The organism is Mycolicibacterium arenosum (assembly GCF_024320865.1).
In the GTDB taxonomy this organism is placed as follows: domain Bacteria; phylum Actinomycetota; class Actinomycetes; order Mycobacteriales; family Mycobacteriaceae; genus Mycobacterium; species Mycobacterium arenosum.
The window spans coordinates 277,434-292,917 of sequence record NZ_JANDBD010000004.1 but is presented as its reverse complement, the minus strand read 5'-3'; the positions used below and the strand labels follow the sequence as shown (position 1 = coordinate 292,917).

Genomic DNA, 15,484 nt, shown 5'->3' with positions numbered 1-15,484 from the left:
GCGGTCACAGCGGAATCCAGGTGCCCAGGAACCAGAAACCCCACCCCGCGCCGTTGCCCGCCGGGATCGGCGTCACCTGCTGACCGTTCCAGTTGAACGGCTGATGATCACCGCGCCCCTGGTCGATACCGCGGTTGTGCCAGTCGACGCCGCGATTGTCACCGCGGTTGTCGCTACCGGGCCCGCGGTTGTCACCGGGGTGCTGATTGCCGCACGCGGGCTGGCCGGGCGCATTACACGGCTGGCCGGGATCGGCCGACGCGGAGCCGAGACCGACACCCAACAGGCCGGCGAGTCCAACCCCGGCAGCCAGCGTGGAGGCGTACACGGCGCGTGTGACGTTCATCTTCGTTAACTCCAGTCATCGTGCGAGGCGCGAGTTCGCCCCGTGACGACGACGCTATTGAGCCGTGGTTGGCGGGCACTGTGGTGCGCTTAGGTGCGCGCTGTGCGGCCGGTAACGATCCGAAATCCGCTTGTGCTCAACGTGATTACGGTCAGCTGCGAGCGCGCTTGGCGGCACCTCTGACCAGCAGCAGCGTCGCCGCGACGACGCCGACGCCGAGCACTCCGAGGATCAGCAGGCCGGTGAGGTCGCCCCGATGGCGCGTGACGTACACCACCTTCCGGAAGTCGTCGTCCGCGCTCGCCGTCGCGAAGACGTAGTCGCCGTCGATCGACTCCGGTTGTGCGATGAACTCGCTCCACCTGGTCAGGTACGAGCCGCGCGCCAGGTACGGCTCGAGGGCGGGGGTGGAGGCGTCGTCGATTCGGCCGGCGTACTGCAGGATCGGTCGGGTGCCGGGTACCGGGGACGAGTCGGGGTCCATCCGGTGTTGGGCCAGGATGTACAGGTCGATCGTCTGCGGCACCGTCGCCGAGCGCGACAGTCGCATCGGGTAGACCACCGAGTCGGCGTCGAACGAGAGTCGCAGCGGCTGCAGGTCGCCCGTCAGGGCGCCGGTCGCGTCGTCCGGCACCAACTTGATCGCGACCAGCTGCCAGCGCTGCGTCACATAAGCGGCGAGGTTGCGGTCCAGGCCGGCCGGGTTGGGGAAACCGTTGTCGGCGAGCCAGTTGGCCAGCGCGCTCGCGTCGTCGGCAGCCAGACGGCTGACGTCGAACGGCCCGATGCGCTGGCGGTCCAGCACGTTCACCCCGGATGGCGCCCGCGCGCCCGCCGACCCCTCGCTGTCGCCGTATCCCGTTGACAGCCAGTCGAACGTGGGCCACCAGTCGTCGCGGAACTCGACGCGTGGAGCCGTCAACCGGTCGAGATCGGCGAAGAGTTCGGCATCCGCGAGCGTGACCTCTGCGGCCGAGGGCACGGGCATGACCCACGCCGCACTCTCCGACGAGCCGCTCACCTGGAACGACATGACCACGTCCTGGCGCGCACCGTCCCACGCGATGAGCGCCCGCTCCGTCGCCACCGAGGCGCCCGCCGCGTTCGGAATGTAGGCCCCGCAGCCGCACGCCCACGCCGGCGTCGCGACGCTCACTGCGGAGGCCGCGACGAGGAGCAGCAGAAAGGCAGCGACCCAACGGCATCCGCGAGTCACGCGGCACCCCCTCACCGTGGCCGCTGCCGCCACGCCGCGTCCATCGTAGACATCGGGACCGGCGTCACCCGAGGTCCGGCGGTGGTGGGGGTGTGGTCAACCCCGACCGCCGCGCGCTCTGGATCGAGGCTGCGACCGGGCTTTCCCCAGCATGTGAACGGGCAGGGAGACACGGGAGTGGCGAATGATACTGGTGTGACACACGTGACATGGGACGATCGGGACCGTGGGGTCTCGACACGCCCGACACGCCGTGACCAGGGAAAATTTCTAATTCACCGGGTGCGGTCGGACGTGCTGGCGACCACGGTTCGACTCGGGCTCCGGGCAGCCGCCGTGCCGGGCACCTCAAAACCCTTGATACGCAGGCCAATCGACGGTGCGGTCCAGGGTCCGGGGCCACCGCGGCCGGGCTTCGCGCCGTGCCGGGCGTTCTTACCTGGCCCTTACACGCTGGTCATTCAGCCGGAATACCAGGGGGTGGGGTTAGCTTTCGTCAGCCAGCGTGGGTACGGTCGTCGACGCTGGCTGGTTCTACCAGTCAAGACACAAGATGATGATGGAGAGACGGAGGAACCCGTGGCCCTTCCCCAGTTGACCGACGAACAGCGCGCGGCAGCGTTGGAGAAGGCTGCTGCCGCACGTCGAGCGCGTGCCGAGCTCAAGGACCGGCTCAAGCGCGGCGGCACCAACCTCAAGCAGGTTCTCAAGGACGCGGAGTCCGATGAGGTCCTGGGCAAGATGAAGGTCTCCGCGCTGCTGGAAGCCCTGCCCAAGGTCGGCAAGGTCAAGGCGCAGGAGATCATGACCGAGCTCGAGATCGCACCCACCCGCCGTCTGCGCGGCCTGGGCGATCGTCAGCGCAAGGCCCTGCTGGAGAAGTTCGACTTCACAGCGGATTAGTAACTGCCGGCCGAGGGGTCGGACGGCTATGCGTGCGCGTCCGAAGAGCGGAGCTCAACGATGACGCGTGTCGTGGTGCTGTCCGGCCCCTCTGCTGTCGGTAAGTCGACCGTGGTGCGATGTCTCCGCGATCGGCTTCCCGACCTGCACTTCAGCGTCTCGGCGACCACCAGGGCGCCCCGCCCCGGCGAGGTGGACGGCGTGGACTACACGTTCGTCACCCCCGGGGAGTTCCAGCGCCTGATCGACGACGGCGCGCTGCTGGAGTGGGCCGACATCCACGGCGGTCTGCACCGTTCCGGCACTCCTGCCCAGCCCGTGCGCGACGCCGCGGCCAGCGGCAAACCCGTGCTCATCGAGGTCGATCTGGCGGGCGCGCGGGCGGTGAAAGCGGCGATGCCCGAGGCGGTCAGCGTGTTCCTGGCGCCCCCCAGCTGGGCGGACCTCGAAGCCCGACTGGTCGGCCGCGGCACCGAGAGCGAGGACGTGCGGACCCGCCGACTGGAGACCGCCAAGGCCGAATTGGCGGCGCAGGACAGCTTCGATGTGGTCGTCGTCAACAGCGAATTGGAATCCGCCTGCTCGGAATTGGTATCCTTGCTGGTGGGCCGTTAGCCGATGCTGCACGCACGTGCTGCCAGCCGACCCCGCAACCATCTAGGAGAAACTTCGTGAGTAGCCCTGTCGAGAGCATCGACTCCGACGCCGCCAACGCGTACGACACGCCGCTGGGCATCACCAATCCGCCCATCGACGAGCTGCTGGACCGCGCGTCCAGCAAGTACGCGCTGGTCATCTACGCCGCGAAGCGCGCGCGTCAGATCAACGACTACTACAACCAGCTCGGCGACGGCATCCTCGAGTACGTCGGACCGCTGGTCGAGCCGGGTCTGCAGGAGAAGCCGCTGTCGATCGCGATGCGGGAGATCCACGCCGACCTGCTCGAGCACACCGAGGGCGAGGGCTAGGTCCCCGCTCCGGTGGAGAGCAAGCGGGTCGTCGTTGGCGTCGCGGGTGGCATCGCCGCCTACAAGGCGTGCACCGTGGTCCGCCAGCTCGCCGAGGCCGGCCACTCCGTCCGGGTGGTCCCCACCGAGGCGGCACTGAAATTCGTCGGAGCGGCGACCTTCGAGGCGCTCTCCGGCCAGCCGGTGCACACCGGCGTCTTCACCAACGTCGACGAGGTGCCGCACGTCCGGATCGGCCAGGAGGCCGATCTCGTCGTCGTGGCGCCCGCGACGGCCGACCTGCTGGCCAGGGCCGTCTCGGGCCGCGCCGACGACCTGCTCACCGCAACGCTGCTCACCGCGCGCTGTCCGGTGATGTTCGCCCCGGCGATGCACACCGAGATGTGGTTCCACCCCGCCACCGTCGACAACGTCGCCACGCTGCGCCGTCGAGGTGCGGTGGTCCTGGAACCGGCGTCCGGGCGGCTCACGGGCGCCGACAGCGGCGCGGGCCGGCTGCCCGAGGCCGAGGAGATCACCACGCTCGCCGGTCTCCTGCTCGAGCGCGGCGACGCCCTGCCGCACGATCTGAGCGGGGTCAAGGTGCTCGTCACCGCGGGAGGCACCCGCGAGCCGATCGACCCGGTGCGGTTCATCGGCAACCGGAGTTCGGGCAAGCAGGGCTACGCGATGGCCAGGGTCGCCGCGCAACGCGGCGCCGAGGTCACGCTGATCGCGGGCAACACCGTCGGACTGGTCGATCCGGCGGGCGTCGACGTCGTCCACATCGGATCGGCGAGCCAGCTCAAGGACGCGGTGTCCAAGCACGCTCCCGAGGCGCACGTACTGGTCATGGCCGCCGCGGTCGCCGATTTCCGGCCGACCCACGTGGCGACCAGCAAGATCAAGAAATCGCACGACCCCGGCCGAACCGCCGACGCCCCCGCCATCGAACTGACGCGCACCGACGACGTGCTCGCGAACACCGTCCGGGCCAGGGCGGACGGCCTGCTTCCCAACATGCGCGCGATCGTCGGATTCGCCGCCGAAACCGGCGACGCCAACGGTGACGTGCTGTTCCACGCCAGGGCGAAACTGCAGCGCAAGGCCTGCGACCTCCTCGTCGTGAACGCCGTCGGCGAGGGCCGCGCGTTCGAGGTGGACAGCAACGACGGATGGCTACTCACGGCCGACGGCAACGAGGCCGCTCTGGAGCACGGTTCGAAGACCTTGATGGCTAGCCGTATCGTAGACGCGATCGCAGCCTTCCTCGGCAACAAGAATGAGTGACGCGAACCACGCGACACGCTGCGCATAAGTGTTGCGAACAGCTGGTGCAGACGCTTGGCTGCACCGGAATGAAAACATGATTTGCTTGACTAAGCATTGGAAAGGGATCGCACCGTGAGCAAAGCCCGGCTGTTTACCAGTGAGTCGGTAACCGAAGGACACCCCGACAAGATCTGTGACGCCATCAGCGACTCGATTCTCGACTCGCTGCTCGCCGGGGATCCCAAGTCCCGCGTCGCGGTCGAGACGGCTGTGACCACCGGCCAGGTGCACGTCATGGGCGAGGTCACCACCTCAGCCAAGGAGGCCTTCGCCGACATCAACGACACGGTGCGCAAGCGCGTTCTCGACATCGGTTACGACTCGTCGGACAAGGGCTTCGACGGCGAGACCTGCGGCGTCAACATCGGCATCGGCCGTCAGTCGCCGGATATCGCCCAGGGTGTCGACACCGCCCACGAGACCCGTGTCGAGGGCGGTGCCGACCCGCTGGACCTTCAGGGCGCCGGCGACCAGGGTCTGATGTTCGGCTACGCCATCAGGGACACCCCCGAGCTGATGCCGCTGCCCATCGCGCTGGCGCACCGGTTGTCGCGCAAGCTGACCGAGGTACGCAAGAACGGCACGCTCGACTACCTGCGGCCCGACGGCAAGACCCAGGTAACCGTCCAGTACGACGGCACGACGCCGGTGCGCCTCGACACCGTCGTGCTGTCCACTCAGCACGCCGACGGCATCGACCTCGACGGTCAGCTGTCACCCGACATCAAGAAGCACGTGATCGACACCGTGCTGGCCGAGCTCGGCCACGACACGATGGACACCTCGTCACCGCGTCTGCTGGTGAACCCGACCGGCAAGTTCGTCCTCGGCGGTCCGATGGGTGACGCCGGCCTGACCGGTCGCAAGATCATCGTCGACACGTACGGCGGGTGGGCTCGCCACGGCGGCGGCGCCTTCTCCGGCAAGGATCCGTCGAAGGTGGACCGCTCCGCCGCGTACGCGATGCGCTGGGTGGCGAAGAACGTCGTCGCCGCCGGCCTCGCCGAGCGCGTCGAGGTTCAGGTCGCCTACGCCATCGGCAAGGCCGCCCCCGTCGGATTGTTCGTTGAGACGTTCGGCAGCGAGACCGTCGACCCGGATCGGATCGAGAAGGCCATCACGTCGGTCTTCGACCTGCGTCCCGGTGCGATCGTCCGCGACCTCGACCTGCTGCGCCCGATCTACGCACCGACCGCCGCGTACGGCCACTTCGGCCGGACCGACATCGACCTGCCGTGGGAGCGCACCGACAAGGTCGAGGAGCTCAAGGCCTCGGTCTAAGTCCTGCGCCGGAGCGCCGCCGACGACTTCGTCGGCGGCGCTTCGTCGTTTCGGCCAGGATGGTGGGCATGGACCACGTGACGTTCGTGCCGACACCGGATCAGCTGGCCTACACCTTCGGCGGCGCCGAACCGGTGATGCGCATCGTGCCGCGAACGGTGCTGACGCTGTGGACCGAGGACGCGTACGGTGGCCGCATCACCAGCCGCGACGACGTGGCGACCACGGCCCTGAACACCGAGGACCTCAACCCGCAGACGGGGCCGTTCTGGATCGAGGGCGCGAAACCGGGGGACACCCTCGCCGTGCACCTCGTCGATCTCACGCCCGCGCGGACGTGGGGCGCGTCGACGCTGATCCCGTTCTTCGGCGGGCTGACCAGCATTCCGGTCAGCCCGACGTTGCAGGACCCGCTGCCCGAGCGCACCTACCTCTACGACTACGACGCGGGCACCCACACGCTGGGCTTCACCGCGCACGCCAGCGACTTCTCGGTGCGACTGCCCGCCAACCCCATGCTCGGCACGGTCGGCGTCGCGCCGGCACGGCGGGAGGTACGGACGTCGCTGGTACCCGACTACTTCGGCGGCAACATGGACACCCCGGAAATGGCCGCGGGCACAACGTGTTTCCTCCGGGTCAACGTCGACGGCGCGCTGTTCTCGCTCGGCGACGGACACTACCGGCAGGGCGAGGGGGAGTCGTGCGGCACGGCGGTCGAGGGCGCCATGCACGTCACCGCGATCGTCGATCTGATCAAGGGCGGCGGACCCGCCTGGCCGCGGCTGGAGAACGACACCCACCTGATGTGCATCGGGTCGGGCCGGCCGCTCGAAGAGGCCTGGCGCGCCGGGCAAGTCGAGATGATCACCTGGCTCGGCGAGTTGTACGGGCTGGACAGGTTGGACGCCTATCAGTTGCTGACCCAGATCTCGCAGACGCCGATCGCGAACGTCGTCGACACCAACTACAGCGCGGTGACGAAGATCGACAAGAGGTTGCTGCCCGCGGCAGTCGCGTACGGCGGCGTCCACAACGAGTTACGCAGTGCAGCAGGTTCGTTGGGCGCAGTCAACTACTAACCGAAGGGTGTCACCATGGAGCTGGGTCTGAACGGCAAGCGGTTTCTCGTCACCGGCGGCACGCGGGGCATCGGTCGCGCCGTCGTGGAGGGGCTGCTCGCCGAAGGCGCCGCGGTCGCGTTCTGCGCGCGGACCGCCGACGCGGTCGAGACCGCGCAGTCCGACCTGGCGTCGGCCGGCACCGCACTCGGCACACCCGTCGACGTGGCCGACACGGCCGCGGTGGCCGCCTGGGTGGCCGGCGCCGCGGAGGCCCTCGGCGGCATCGACGGACTCGTCGCGAACGTGAGCGCCCTTGCGATTCCGAACAATCCGGACAACTGGCGGAGCAGCTTCGACGTCGACCTCATGGGGACGGTCGGTCTGGTCGAGGCGGCGCTGCCGCACCTGCTCGCCTCGGGCGCTGGCTCCATCGTCACGATCTCGAGCGTGTCCGGGCGCGAGATCGACTTCGCCGCCGGTCCGTACGGCACCGTGAAGGCCGCGATCATCCACTACACGCAGGGCCTGGCCGGTCAACTCGCGGGCAGGGGCGTGCGGGCCAACACCGTGAGTCCCGGCAACACCTACTTCCCCGGCGGCGTGTGGTCGTCCATCGAGGAGAACGACCCCGAACTGTTCGCCACGGCGCTCGGCCTGAACCCGACGGGCCGCATGGCGACGCCGCAGGAGGTCGCGAATGCCGTTGTCTTCCTGAGTAGTTCGGCGGCGAGCTTCATCACGGGCACCAACCTGCTGGTGGACGGCGCGCTGACCCGCGGGGTGCAGTTCTAGGTCTCGGTGCAGATTCAGACGATCTCGTAATCCTCGAGCGGGAAACGCCTGCTGCGCAGCACGGCCTCCGGGGTCGAGGTGGGCCGCAGCGGGACGTCGCCGTTGCGGTCGAAGTAGTAGCTGTTAGCCCGTTGGCAGCTGTCCTGCCAGAACACCTGGCGGTGCCGCTTGCTCATCATCTCGGCGAAGAACCGGTCGTTCGCCTCCTGCGACACCTCGACCCGCGTCGCCCCGTCGCGCTGTGCGCGCTGCAGGCAGCGCAGGATGTGGTGGGTCTGCGCCTCGATGAGCGCGAAGTACGACGAGCCGACGTAGCCGTACGGGCCCATGATCGAGAAGAAGTTGGGGAAGCCGGGCACGCTCACACCCTCGTAGGCCTGCATCCGGTTCTCCTCCCAGAAGCCGGCCAGGGTGCGCCCGTCGCTGCCCGTGACCTCGAACGTCACCGCATCGACGTCGAGGACCTTGAAGCCGGTCGCGAGGATCAGCACGTCGACGTCGCGCAGGACTCCGTCGGCCGTGACCACCCCGGAGCCGGTGATCTTCTCGATCGGCTCCGTGACGAGTTCCACGTTGTCGCGGTTGTAGGTCTGAAGATACGAGTTGTGGAACGCGGGCCGCTTGCACCCGACCGCGTACTGCGGGGTCAGCTTCTCGCGGACCACGGGGTCGTGGACATGCCGTTTGAGGTAGGCCCTGCCGAGCTTCTCGGAGTGCTTCGCCAACGGGAACACGCCGTAGTACTGCGCGGACAGCGGGAACGTCACCTCGACGTAGGCCTGGCTGAGCAGACGCTGCAGCACCTTGCCGCCGGGCATCCGCATCGCCCATCGCGCGAGCGTCCCCAACCGCCAGTCGAACTTCGGGAAGCACCAGATGGGCGTGCGCTGATACACGTCCAGATGCGCCACCCTGTCGGCGATCTCGGGAACGATCTGCACGGCCGACGCGCCGGTGCCGATGATCGCGACGCGCTTGCCGGTCAGGTCCTGGCCGTGGTCCCAGCGGGCGGTGTGCATCGTGACGCCGCCGAACGAGTCGACGCCGTCGATGTCGGGCGACTTCGGCACGGTCAGCACGCCGCTGGCGTTGATCACGTACCGCGCCGTGAGGGAGTCGCCGTCCTCGAAATCCAGCCGCCAGGTGTCGGTGCCGTCGTCGAACGTGGCGGCCACGACCGTGGTGTGGAACCGGATCTTGCGGCGCAGCCCGTACTTCCCGACGCAGTGCTCGGCGTACGCCTTCAGCTCGCGGCCGGGGGCGTAGGTGCGCGACCAGTCGGCGCTCTGCTCGAACGAGAACTGATAGGAGAACGACGGGATGTCCACCGCGATACCGGGATAGGTGTTCCAGTACCAGGTGCCGCCGGGCTCGGCTCCGGCTTCCAGGATGAGGTAGTCGCCCTGGCCCGCCCGGTCGAGTTCGATCCCGGCGCCGATGCCCGCGAAGCCCGCGCCGACGATGACGGTCTGGTAATCGGGTGTTGTCACGAGTCGCCTCCCACAATCAGTTGGCAGACAACCTACGCCCGCGCGACGGTATCCGGTACCGGGGGTACCGCTCGCGCGCCCGGTGGTCAGTCCGAGTGCAGCGCGGCGCGCAGTCCGGCGAGGCCCCGATCCGTCGCCTCGGTGGCCGCGGGCACGATCCCCGCGTAGCCGAGATAGCCGTGCACCAGGGTCTGCGCGTTGTGCACCTCGGCAGCCACCCCCGCGGCGCGGAGCAGTTCGCCGTACTGCACCCCGTCGTCACGCAACGGGTCGTGGCCCGCGACCGCGATGTAGGCGGGCGCCAACCCCGCCAGGTTCGCGCTGCGCGCGGGGATCAGCGTCGCGGGAGCCTCGCGCGTGTTCACGTGGCCGGCGTACCACTTCGAGAACTCGGCGACCGCGTCGAGCGCCAGAATCGGTGCGTCGGCGTTCTCGGTGAACGACGGCAGCGACGTGTCCCACGTCGTGGCCGGGTACCAGAGCAGTTGCAGCGCGAGGTCCACGCCGGCGTCGCGGGCCAGCTGTGCGACCACGGCTGCGAGGTTGCCGCCAGCCGAATCACCCGCCACGGCGAGCCGGTTCGGGTCGGCGCCCAGCTCCCGTCCGTGCTCGGCCACCCACTGCGTCACGGCCCACACGTCGTCGACGGCCGCCGGGAACGGATGCTCCGGCGCCAACCGGTAGTCGACCGAGACGACCAGGGCGCCGGCGCCCACGGCGTGCTCGCGCGCCGTTCCGTCGTAGGTGTCGAGATCGCCGACCACCCAACCGCCGCCGTGGAAGAACAGCACGATCGGGGGCGGTGCGGTAGTGGAGGTCTCCTCCGTCGGCCAGTACAGCCGGACCGGTACTCCGGCGATCGAGCGGTCCTCGACCCGCAGATGCTCGTGCACCGGACGCCGCGGCAGATCGCGGAACCGCTGCCGAGCCGCCTCGGCTCCTCCGTCGGTCGTCAACTGGAAGGGCACGGCTTCCAGTACCTTCTCCAGGATGGCATCGAGGGCTGGCTTGTCGTCTGAGACCGGCATGGGGACACCGTACGCACCGCGACGGATGCGGCTGCTGTGGTGCGCCGCCGTTGCGGTCGGCGCAGCCTACGGTGTGTTCCTCATCGTCACCGCGGTGCGGTTGCCCGCCGGCGCCGAACTCACCGGCCAGTTCGCCCTGCAACCCGCCGTCAAGGCGCTCGCCGCGGTGCTGTTGGCCGTCGCCGCGCTGAGCCACCCGAAGGCCCGCGAGCGGCGCTGGATGGTGCCCGCCCTGATGTTCTCGGCGGCGGGCGACTTCCTGCTCGCCATGCCGTGGTGGGAGCCGTCGTTCGTGCTGGGCCTCGGGGCCTTCCTGGTCGCGCACCTGTGCTTCCTGGCGGCACTGATTCCGCTGTTCGTCCGCACCGGGCCGCGGATCATCGCGGCCGCCGCGCTGATCTGTGTGTGCGTCGGGCTGCTGGTGTGGTTCTGGCCCGCGCTCACGGCCGAGGGCATGACGGTGCCGGTGACGCTCTACATCGCGGTCCTCGGCGCGATGGTCTGCGCGGCGCTGTGTGCCGACCTGCCCACGGTGTGGACGGCGTTGGGCGCGGTCTGCTTCGCGGTCTCCGACGGGATGATCGGGATCGGCAGGTTCGTACTCCGGTCCGAGGCGCTGGCCGTTCCGATCTGGTGGGTGTACGCGGCGTCGCTGATGCTCATCACCGCGGGGTTCTTCTTCTGCCGCACGTCGGACGCCGCTGCTACACCGGAGCGGTGACGACCACCAGGCAGGCGGCGGAATTCGAGCCGATCGCCAGGGTGCTGCCGATGCTCGCGGTGCCGCACCTCGACCGCGACTTCGACTACCTCGTCACCGCGGAACAGTCGGACGACGCCCAGCCCGGCGTACGGGTCAAGGTTCGGTTCCACGGCAGGCTGGTCGACGGCTTCGTGCTGGAAAGGCGTTGGGAGACCGACCACGAGGGCAAGCTGGGCTGGCTCGAGCGAGTGGTCTCGCCGGAACGGGTGCTGACCCCCGACGTGCGCAGGCTCGCCGAGGCGGTGGCCGCACGCTACGCGGGCACCCGCCCCGACGTGCTGCGGTTGGCGATCCCGCCGCGCCACGCGACCGTCGAGAAACAGGCTGCGCCCGAACTGGATCCGCTGGTGGTCGACCCCGTGGACGACGCCGGGTGGGCCGCCTACACCGGCGGGCAGCAGTTCCTCGCGGCACTACGCGAGGGTCGCGCCGCGCGGGCGGTGTGGCAGGCGTTACCGGGTGAGTCGTGGACCGACCGGCTCGTCGAGGCGGCCGCCACCGTCGTGGCATCGGGTCGGGCCGCGCTCGCGGTGGTGCCCGATCAGCGCGACGTCGACGCCCTGCACGCGGCGGCGACCCGGCACCTCGACCAGAGCAGGGTGGTCGCGCTGTCCGCGGGACTCGGCCCGTCGCAGCGATACCGGCGCTGGCTCGCCGCGCTACGCGGCCAGGCGAGGTTCGTCATCGGCACGCGCAGTGCCGTGTTCGCTCCCGTCGCCGCGCTGGGGCTGGTGCTCGTCTGGGACGACGGCGACGACAGCCTCGCCGAACCCCGCGCGCCCTACCCGCACGCCCGTGAGGTGGCGATGCTGCGCGCTCACCAACTCCGCTGCGCCGCGGTCATCGGCGGCTACTCGCGCACCGCCGAGGCCCACGCGCTGGTGCGCAGCGGGTGGGCGCACGACCTGGTGGCTGCCCGCGCGACGGTGCGCGCCAGGGCGCCGCGCGTCAGCGCCCTGGAGGACAGCAACTTCCAGCAGGAGCGTGACTCGGCCGCGATGACCGCGCGGCTGCCGACGATGGCACTGTCGGCGGCCAGATCCGCACTGGCCGCCGATCGGCCGGTCCTGGTTCAGGTGCCGCGCCGCGGCTACGTTCCCGCCCTGGCCTGTGGCAAGTGCCGCGAGATCGCGCGCTGCAGGCACTGCACCGGGCCGATGTCGCTGCCCGAACGCAACCCCGCGGGCGCGGTGTGCCGCTGGTGTGGCCGTGCCGACTCCGCCCTGCGTTGCGGCCGGTGCGGTTCCGATTCGGTGCGCGCGGTCGTCGTCGGCGCCCGTCGCACCGCCGAGGAACTGGGCCGGGCGTTCCCCGGCACCACGGTCATCACCTCCGGCGGGGACGCGATGGTCGCCGAGGTTCCCGACGCGCCCGCGGTCGTGGTCGCCACGCCCGGGGCCGAGCCTCGGGCGCTCGGCGGCTACGGCGCGGCCCTGCTGCTGGACGCCTGGGCGCTGCTGGGCAGGCAGGACCTGCGCGCCGCCGAGGACGCGCTGCGCCGGTGGATGGCGGCCGCCGCGCTGGTTCGCTCGGGAAGCGACGGCGGCGTGGTCGCGGTGGTGGCCGAGTCGGCGATCCCGACGGTGCAGGCGCTGATCCGGTGGGATCCGGTGGCGCACGCCGAATCCGAGCTCGAATCGCGCGCGGAGGTCGGCCTGCCGCCGGCCGTCCACCTGGCCGCGATCGACGGCGCGGCCGGTGCCGTCGCTTCACTCCTGCACACCGCAGCGCTTCCCGACGACGCGGATCTGCTGGGTCCGGTGGACCTGCCGTCGGCGGCCCGTCGGCCGTCGGGACACCCCGTCGACGAGGTGCTGAGCCGCATGCTGATTCGCGTGCCCCGCACCCGTGGGCTGGACCTGGCGGCCGCCCTGCGCCGCGCCACCGGGGTGTCGAGCGCGCGACGCGATCAGCAACCGGTTCGTATCCAGATCGACCCCTTGCACATAGGGTGAGGCGCGTGCGACGGATCATCGGGTGGCTGATCCTGTTGATGCTGGTCGCGTTCGGGTTGCTGTGGCCGCTGGTGTTCACCGGCGGAGCGGCGTCGTCCACCGTCGACGATCCCGTCGTGATCAGCGACTACGACGCCGCGTTCACCGTCAGCGCCGACGGTGATCTCACCGCTGTCGAGACGATCACCGGTGAGTTCCCCTCCGGCAGGCACGGCATCTTCCGATACTGGGACGTCGCCAACCCGAACAGTCCGACCGTGCGCCAGCGGCCCGAGATCACCTCGATCCTTCTCGACGGCGAGCCGGTGTCGTATCAGCTGCTGTGGGAGGACGGTGACCGGTTCCGCGTCGCGAAGATCGGCGACCCCGACAGCACGCTCTGGCCGGGCACCCACGTCTACGAGATCCGCTACACGATCCCCGGCGTCCTCGATCCCGGCAGCACGGGGGAGAACCGCGACTTCGCGACGACCGAGGGTGACCCGAACGCGACGTCGGTGTTCTTCTGGAACGTCATCGCGCCGTCGTGGAACAACGAGATCGACCGCGTGCACGTCACGGCGACGCTGCCCGGCGACGTCACGGGCGCGCAGTGCTCGGTCGGCTACGGCGTCGGCAGCCGGTGTACCGACCTGACGATCTCGGGCGGCACCGTGGAACTCACGGCCGCCGGATTGCCGCCGCGCACTCCGGTGACGTTGCGCGCGGGCGTGGACGTGCCGACCCCTGCGCGCACATCGCTGCCGTGGCCGTACACGTGGGACCGGATCCTCGGGCAATCGGTCACCGGCGCGGCGATCGTGCTCGGCCTGAGCGTGCTCGCCGCAGGCGGCGCGTTCCTCTGGTACCGCACGACTGTCGAACCCGAGCCGGGGTTCCCTGTGCAGTACACGCCCCCGGCGGGCCTGGGGCCGGTGCAACTCGAGTACATCCGCACGGAGTCGGTGCCTGGCAACGGCCTCACCGCGACGCTGTTCCATCTGGCCGAGCGGCGGTTCGTCGAACTCGATCAGGTCAGCGAAACACAGTGGACCATCCGGGGTCTCGCGCACGGCGCCGCGTGGGCCGACCTCGACCCGGTGGGCGTCGCGGTGGGCGCCGCCCTCAAGGTGATGTCACCGGGAGCGGAGTTCCGGGCGACCAAGCAGGCGACGGCGGGCGAGAAGCTGAATCGCGCGAAGACCGACATGGCCGATGCCGTGAAGAAGTGGGCGCTGGACAGCGGCCTGCTGGTTCCCCGCAGGAAGGAACTCTGGGTCCGCACCGCGAACGCGCTGGCGTTCATCGCGGCGATCTGCGGGTTCTTCCGCTGGGGCCTCCCGACGACGATGTGGGGCCTGCCCTTCGCCGCGTTCTTCGTCTTCTCGGTGCGGGCGTGGGCCGACGGTGTCGGTACCCGGCGCACCGCCGCGGGCCGCCAACTGTGGTCGCAAGCGGGCGGTTTCCACCGTCTGATCGCCACGGACTCCGCGGAGAGCCGGTTCGACTTCGCGGCCCGCAAGGACCTCTACACGGCGTACATCCCGTTCGCGGTGGCGGCCGGAACCGCGGCGCTGTGGGCGAAGAAGTACCAGGAGGCGACGGGTACCGTTGCCCCGCAACCGCAGTGGTACTCCACGTCGTCGTCGACCACTCAGAGCAACTTCACCGGGTCCTCCAGCGGCCCGGACTTCGACAGCTTCGAGTCGGCGTTGTCGTCGTCGATAGGCGCCTACACCGCGTCGCAGTCGTCGTCGAGCAGCGGCGGCTCCAGCAGCAGTGGCGGCGGCGGTGGCGGAGGCGGCGGCGGAGGGGGAGGAGGCGGCTCGTGGTGAGGACACTGCTCATCGTCGTGCTCATCATCGCGGTGGCGGTGCTGATCATCTACGTGCTGGGCTACAACAGGCTCAAGTCGGCGGACGTCCGCGTCGCGGAGGCGCTGTCCGGGATCGACGTCGAACTGACCCGGCGAGCGGCGCTGATCCCCAGCCTGGTGCAGACGGTGCAGACGTTCGCCGTGCACGAGCGCGGCGTCCTCGACCGAGTCAGCACCGCGCGCGCCGCCCTGACCAACGCGACCGCGGGCACGTCGGTGGCACAGCGCAGCACCGCGGAGCGGGATCTCGACGCCGCACTCGGCCAGGTGCTCGCGCTCGGTCAGGGCAACGCGGCGCTCGCTTCGTCGAACAACTTCCTGCAGTTGCAGGGCAGCCTGGCCGAGACGGAGGACAAGCTCGCCTTCGCCCGGCAGTACTACAACGACTCGGTCGCCACGCTGAACCGGTTGGTCACGACGATTCCCTGGATGTTCGTCGCCCCGCTGGCCGGGGTGGCGGAGCGCGAGTACTACCGACTGCCGGGCGGGTAGGAACGGGTAAGGTCTTCCAC

General features: G+C 69.8%; 15 protein-coding genes. 11 read left to right on the top strand and 4 right to left on the bottom strand.

Translation table 11 applies throughout. From position 1 onward, the window contains the following. Positions 1 to 4: 4 nt before the first annotated feature. Positions 5 to 346, bottom strand: a complete 342-nt coding sequence (locus NM203_RS11495) for a hypothetical protein (RefSeq protein ID WP_255060038.1) — start codon at positions 344 to 346, stop codon at positions 5 to 7. 151 nt (positions 347 to 497) lie between these two features. After that, positions 498 to 1,562 (bottom strand): DUF2330 domain-containing protein, encoded by a 1,065-nt coding sequence (locus NM203_RS11490; RefSeq protein WP_255060036.1) that lies wholly within the window; start codon positions 1,560 to 1,562, stop codon positions 498 to 500. Positions 1,563 to 2,141: 579 nt separating this feature from the next. On the opposite strand from NM203_RS11490, the gene mihF reads away from it, so the two are divergent. The 7 genes from mihF to NM203_RS11455 all read left to right on the top strand — a co-directional run bounded on the left by mihF (position 2,142) and on the right by NM203_RS11455 (position 7,881). After that, complete coding sequence (gene mihF, locus NM203_RS11485; protein ID WP_057165041.1) at positions 2,142 to 2,465, top strand: integration host factor, actinobacterial type; 324 nt, start codon at positions 2,142 to 2,144, stop codon at positions 2,463 to 2,465. A gap of 60 nt (positions 2,466 to 2,525) precedes the next feature. Further along, the gene (gene gmk / locus NM203_RS11480) at positions 2,526 to 3,080 is read left to right on the top strand and encodes a guanylate kinase (protein ID WP_255060031.1); all 555 of its coding nucleotides are present in this window, start codon (positions 2,526 to 2,528) and stop codon (positions 3,078 to 3,080) included. 56 nt (positions 3,081 to 3,136) lie between these two features. Further along, positions 3,137 to 3,433 carry a DNA-directed RNA polymerase subunit omega gene (gene rpoZ / locus NM203_RS11475; RefSeq protein WP_255060030.1) on the top strand — a complete coding sequence of 99 codons (297 nt, stop codon included), beginning with the start codon at positions 3,137 to 3,139 and terminating at the stop codon, positions 3,431 to 3,433. Positions 3,434 to 3,445: 12 nt separating this feature from the next. Beyond that, positions 3,446 to 4,702, top strand: a complete 1,257-nt coding sequence (coaBC, locus tag NM203_RS11470; RefSeq protein ID WP_255060028.1) for a bifunctional phosphopantothenoylcysteine decarboxylase/phosphopantothenate--cysteine ligase CoaBC — start codon at positions 3,446 to 3,448, stop codon at positions 4,700 to 4,702. A 114-nt stretch (positions 4,703 to 4,816) separates the two neighbouring features. Next, complete coding sequence (gene metK / locus NM203_RS11465; protein WP_255060027.1) at positions 4,817 to 6,025, top strand: methionine adenosyltransferase; 1,209 nt, start codon at positions 4,817 to 4,819, stop codon at positions 6,023 to 6,025. Between the two features lie 68 nt (positions 6,026 to 6,093). After that, the gene (locus NM203_RS11460) at positions 6,094 to 7,107 is read left to right on the top strand and encodes an acetamidase/formamidase family protein (protein WP_255060026.1); all 1,014 of its coding nucleotides are present in this window, start codon (positions 6,094 to 6,096) and stop codon (positions 7,105 to 7,107) included. A 15-nt stretch (positions 7,108 to 7,122) separates the two neighbouring features. After that, complete coding sequence (locus tag NM203_RS11455) at positions 7,123 to 7,881, top strand: SDR family NAD(P)-dependent oxidoreductase (protein WP_255060024.1); 759 nt, start codon at positions 7,123 to 7,125, stop codon at positions 7,879 to 7,881. Positions 7,882 to 7,895: 14 nt separating this feature from the next. On the opposite strand, the gene NM203_RS11450 is transcribed toward NM203_RS11455, so the two are convergent. Further along, complete coding sequence (locus NM203_RS11450; protein WP_255060023.1) at positions 7,896 to 9,371, bottom strand: flavin-containing monooxygenase; 1,476 nt, start codon at positions 9,369 to 9,371, stop codon at positions 7,896 to 7,898. Positions 9,372 to 9,457: 86 nt separating this feature from the next. Then, positions 9,458 to 10,399 (bottom strand): alpha/beta hydrolase, encoded by a 942-nt coding sequence (locus tag NM203_RS11445; RefSeq protein ID WP_255060022.1) that lies wholly within the window; start codon positions 10,397 to 10,399, stop codon positions 9,458 to 9,460. On the opposite strand from NM203_RS11445, the gene NM203_RS11440 reads away from it, so the two are divergent. Genes NM203_RS11440 through NM203_RS11425 form a run of 4 tightly spaced genes read left to right on the top strand, consistent with a single transcriptional unit; the run spans position 10,398 to position 15,464 of the window. Then, positions 10,398 to 11,120 (top strand): lysoplasmalogenase, encoded by a 723-nt coding sequence (locus tag NM203_RS11440; protein ID WP_255060021.1) that lies wholly within the window; start codon positions 10,398 to 10,400, stop codon positions 11,118 to 11,120. The two genes, NM203_RS11445 and NM203_RS11440, sit on opposite strands and share 2 nt — an antisense overlap. Continuing rightward, positions 11,117 to 13,117, top strand: a complete 2,001-nt coding sequence (locus NM203_RS11435) for a primosomal protein N' (RefSeq protein ID WP_255060020.1) — start codon at positions 11,117 to 11,119, stop codon at positions 13,115 to 13,117. Before NM203_RS11440 ends, NM203_RS11435 begins: the two co-directional genes overlap by 4 nt. Before the next feature lie 5 nt (positions 13,118 to 13,122). Further along, positions 13,123 to 14,931 carry a DUF2207 domain-containing protein gene (locus tag NM203_RS11430; RefSeq protein ID WP_255060019.1) on the top strand — a complete coding sequence of 603 codons (1,809 nt, stop codon included), beginning with the start codon at positions 13,123 to 13,125 and terminating at the stop codon, positions 14,929 to 14,931. Continuing rightward, a complete protein-coding gene (locus tag NM203_RS11425; RefSeq protein ID WP_255060017.1) occupies positions 14,925 to 15,464 on the top strand; it encodes a LemA family protein in 540 nt (179 codons plus the stop codon). The genes NM203_RS11430 and NM203_RS11425 overlap by 7 nt, the downstream gene beginning before the upstream one ends. Positions 15,465 to 15,484: the final 20 nt, after the last annotated feature.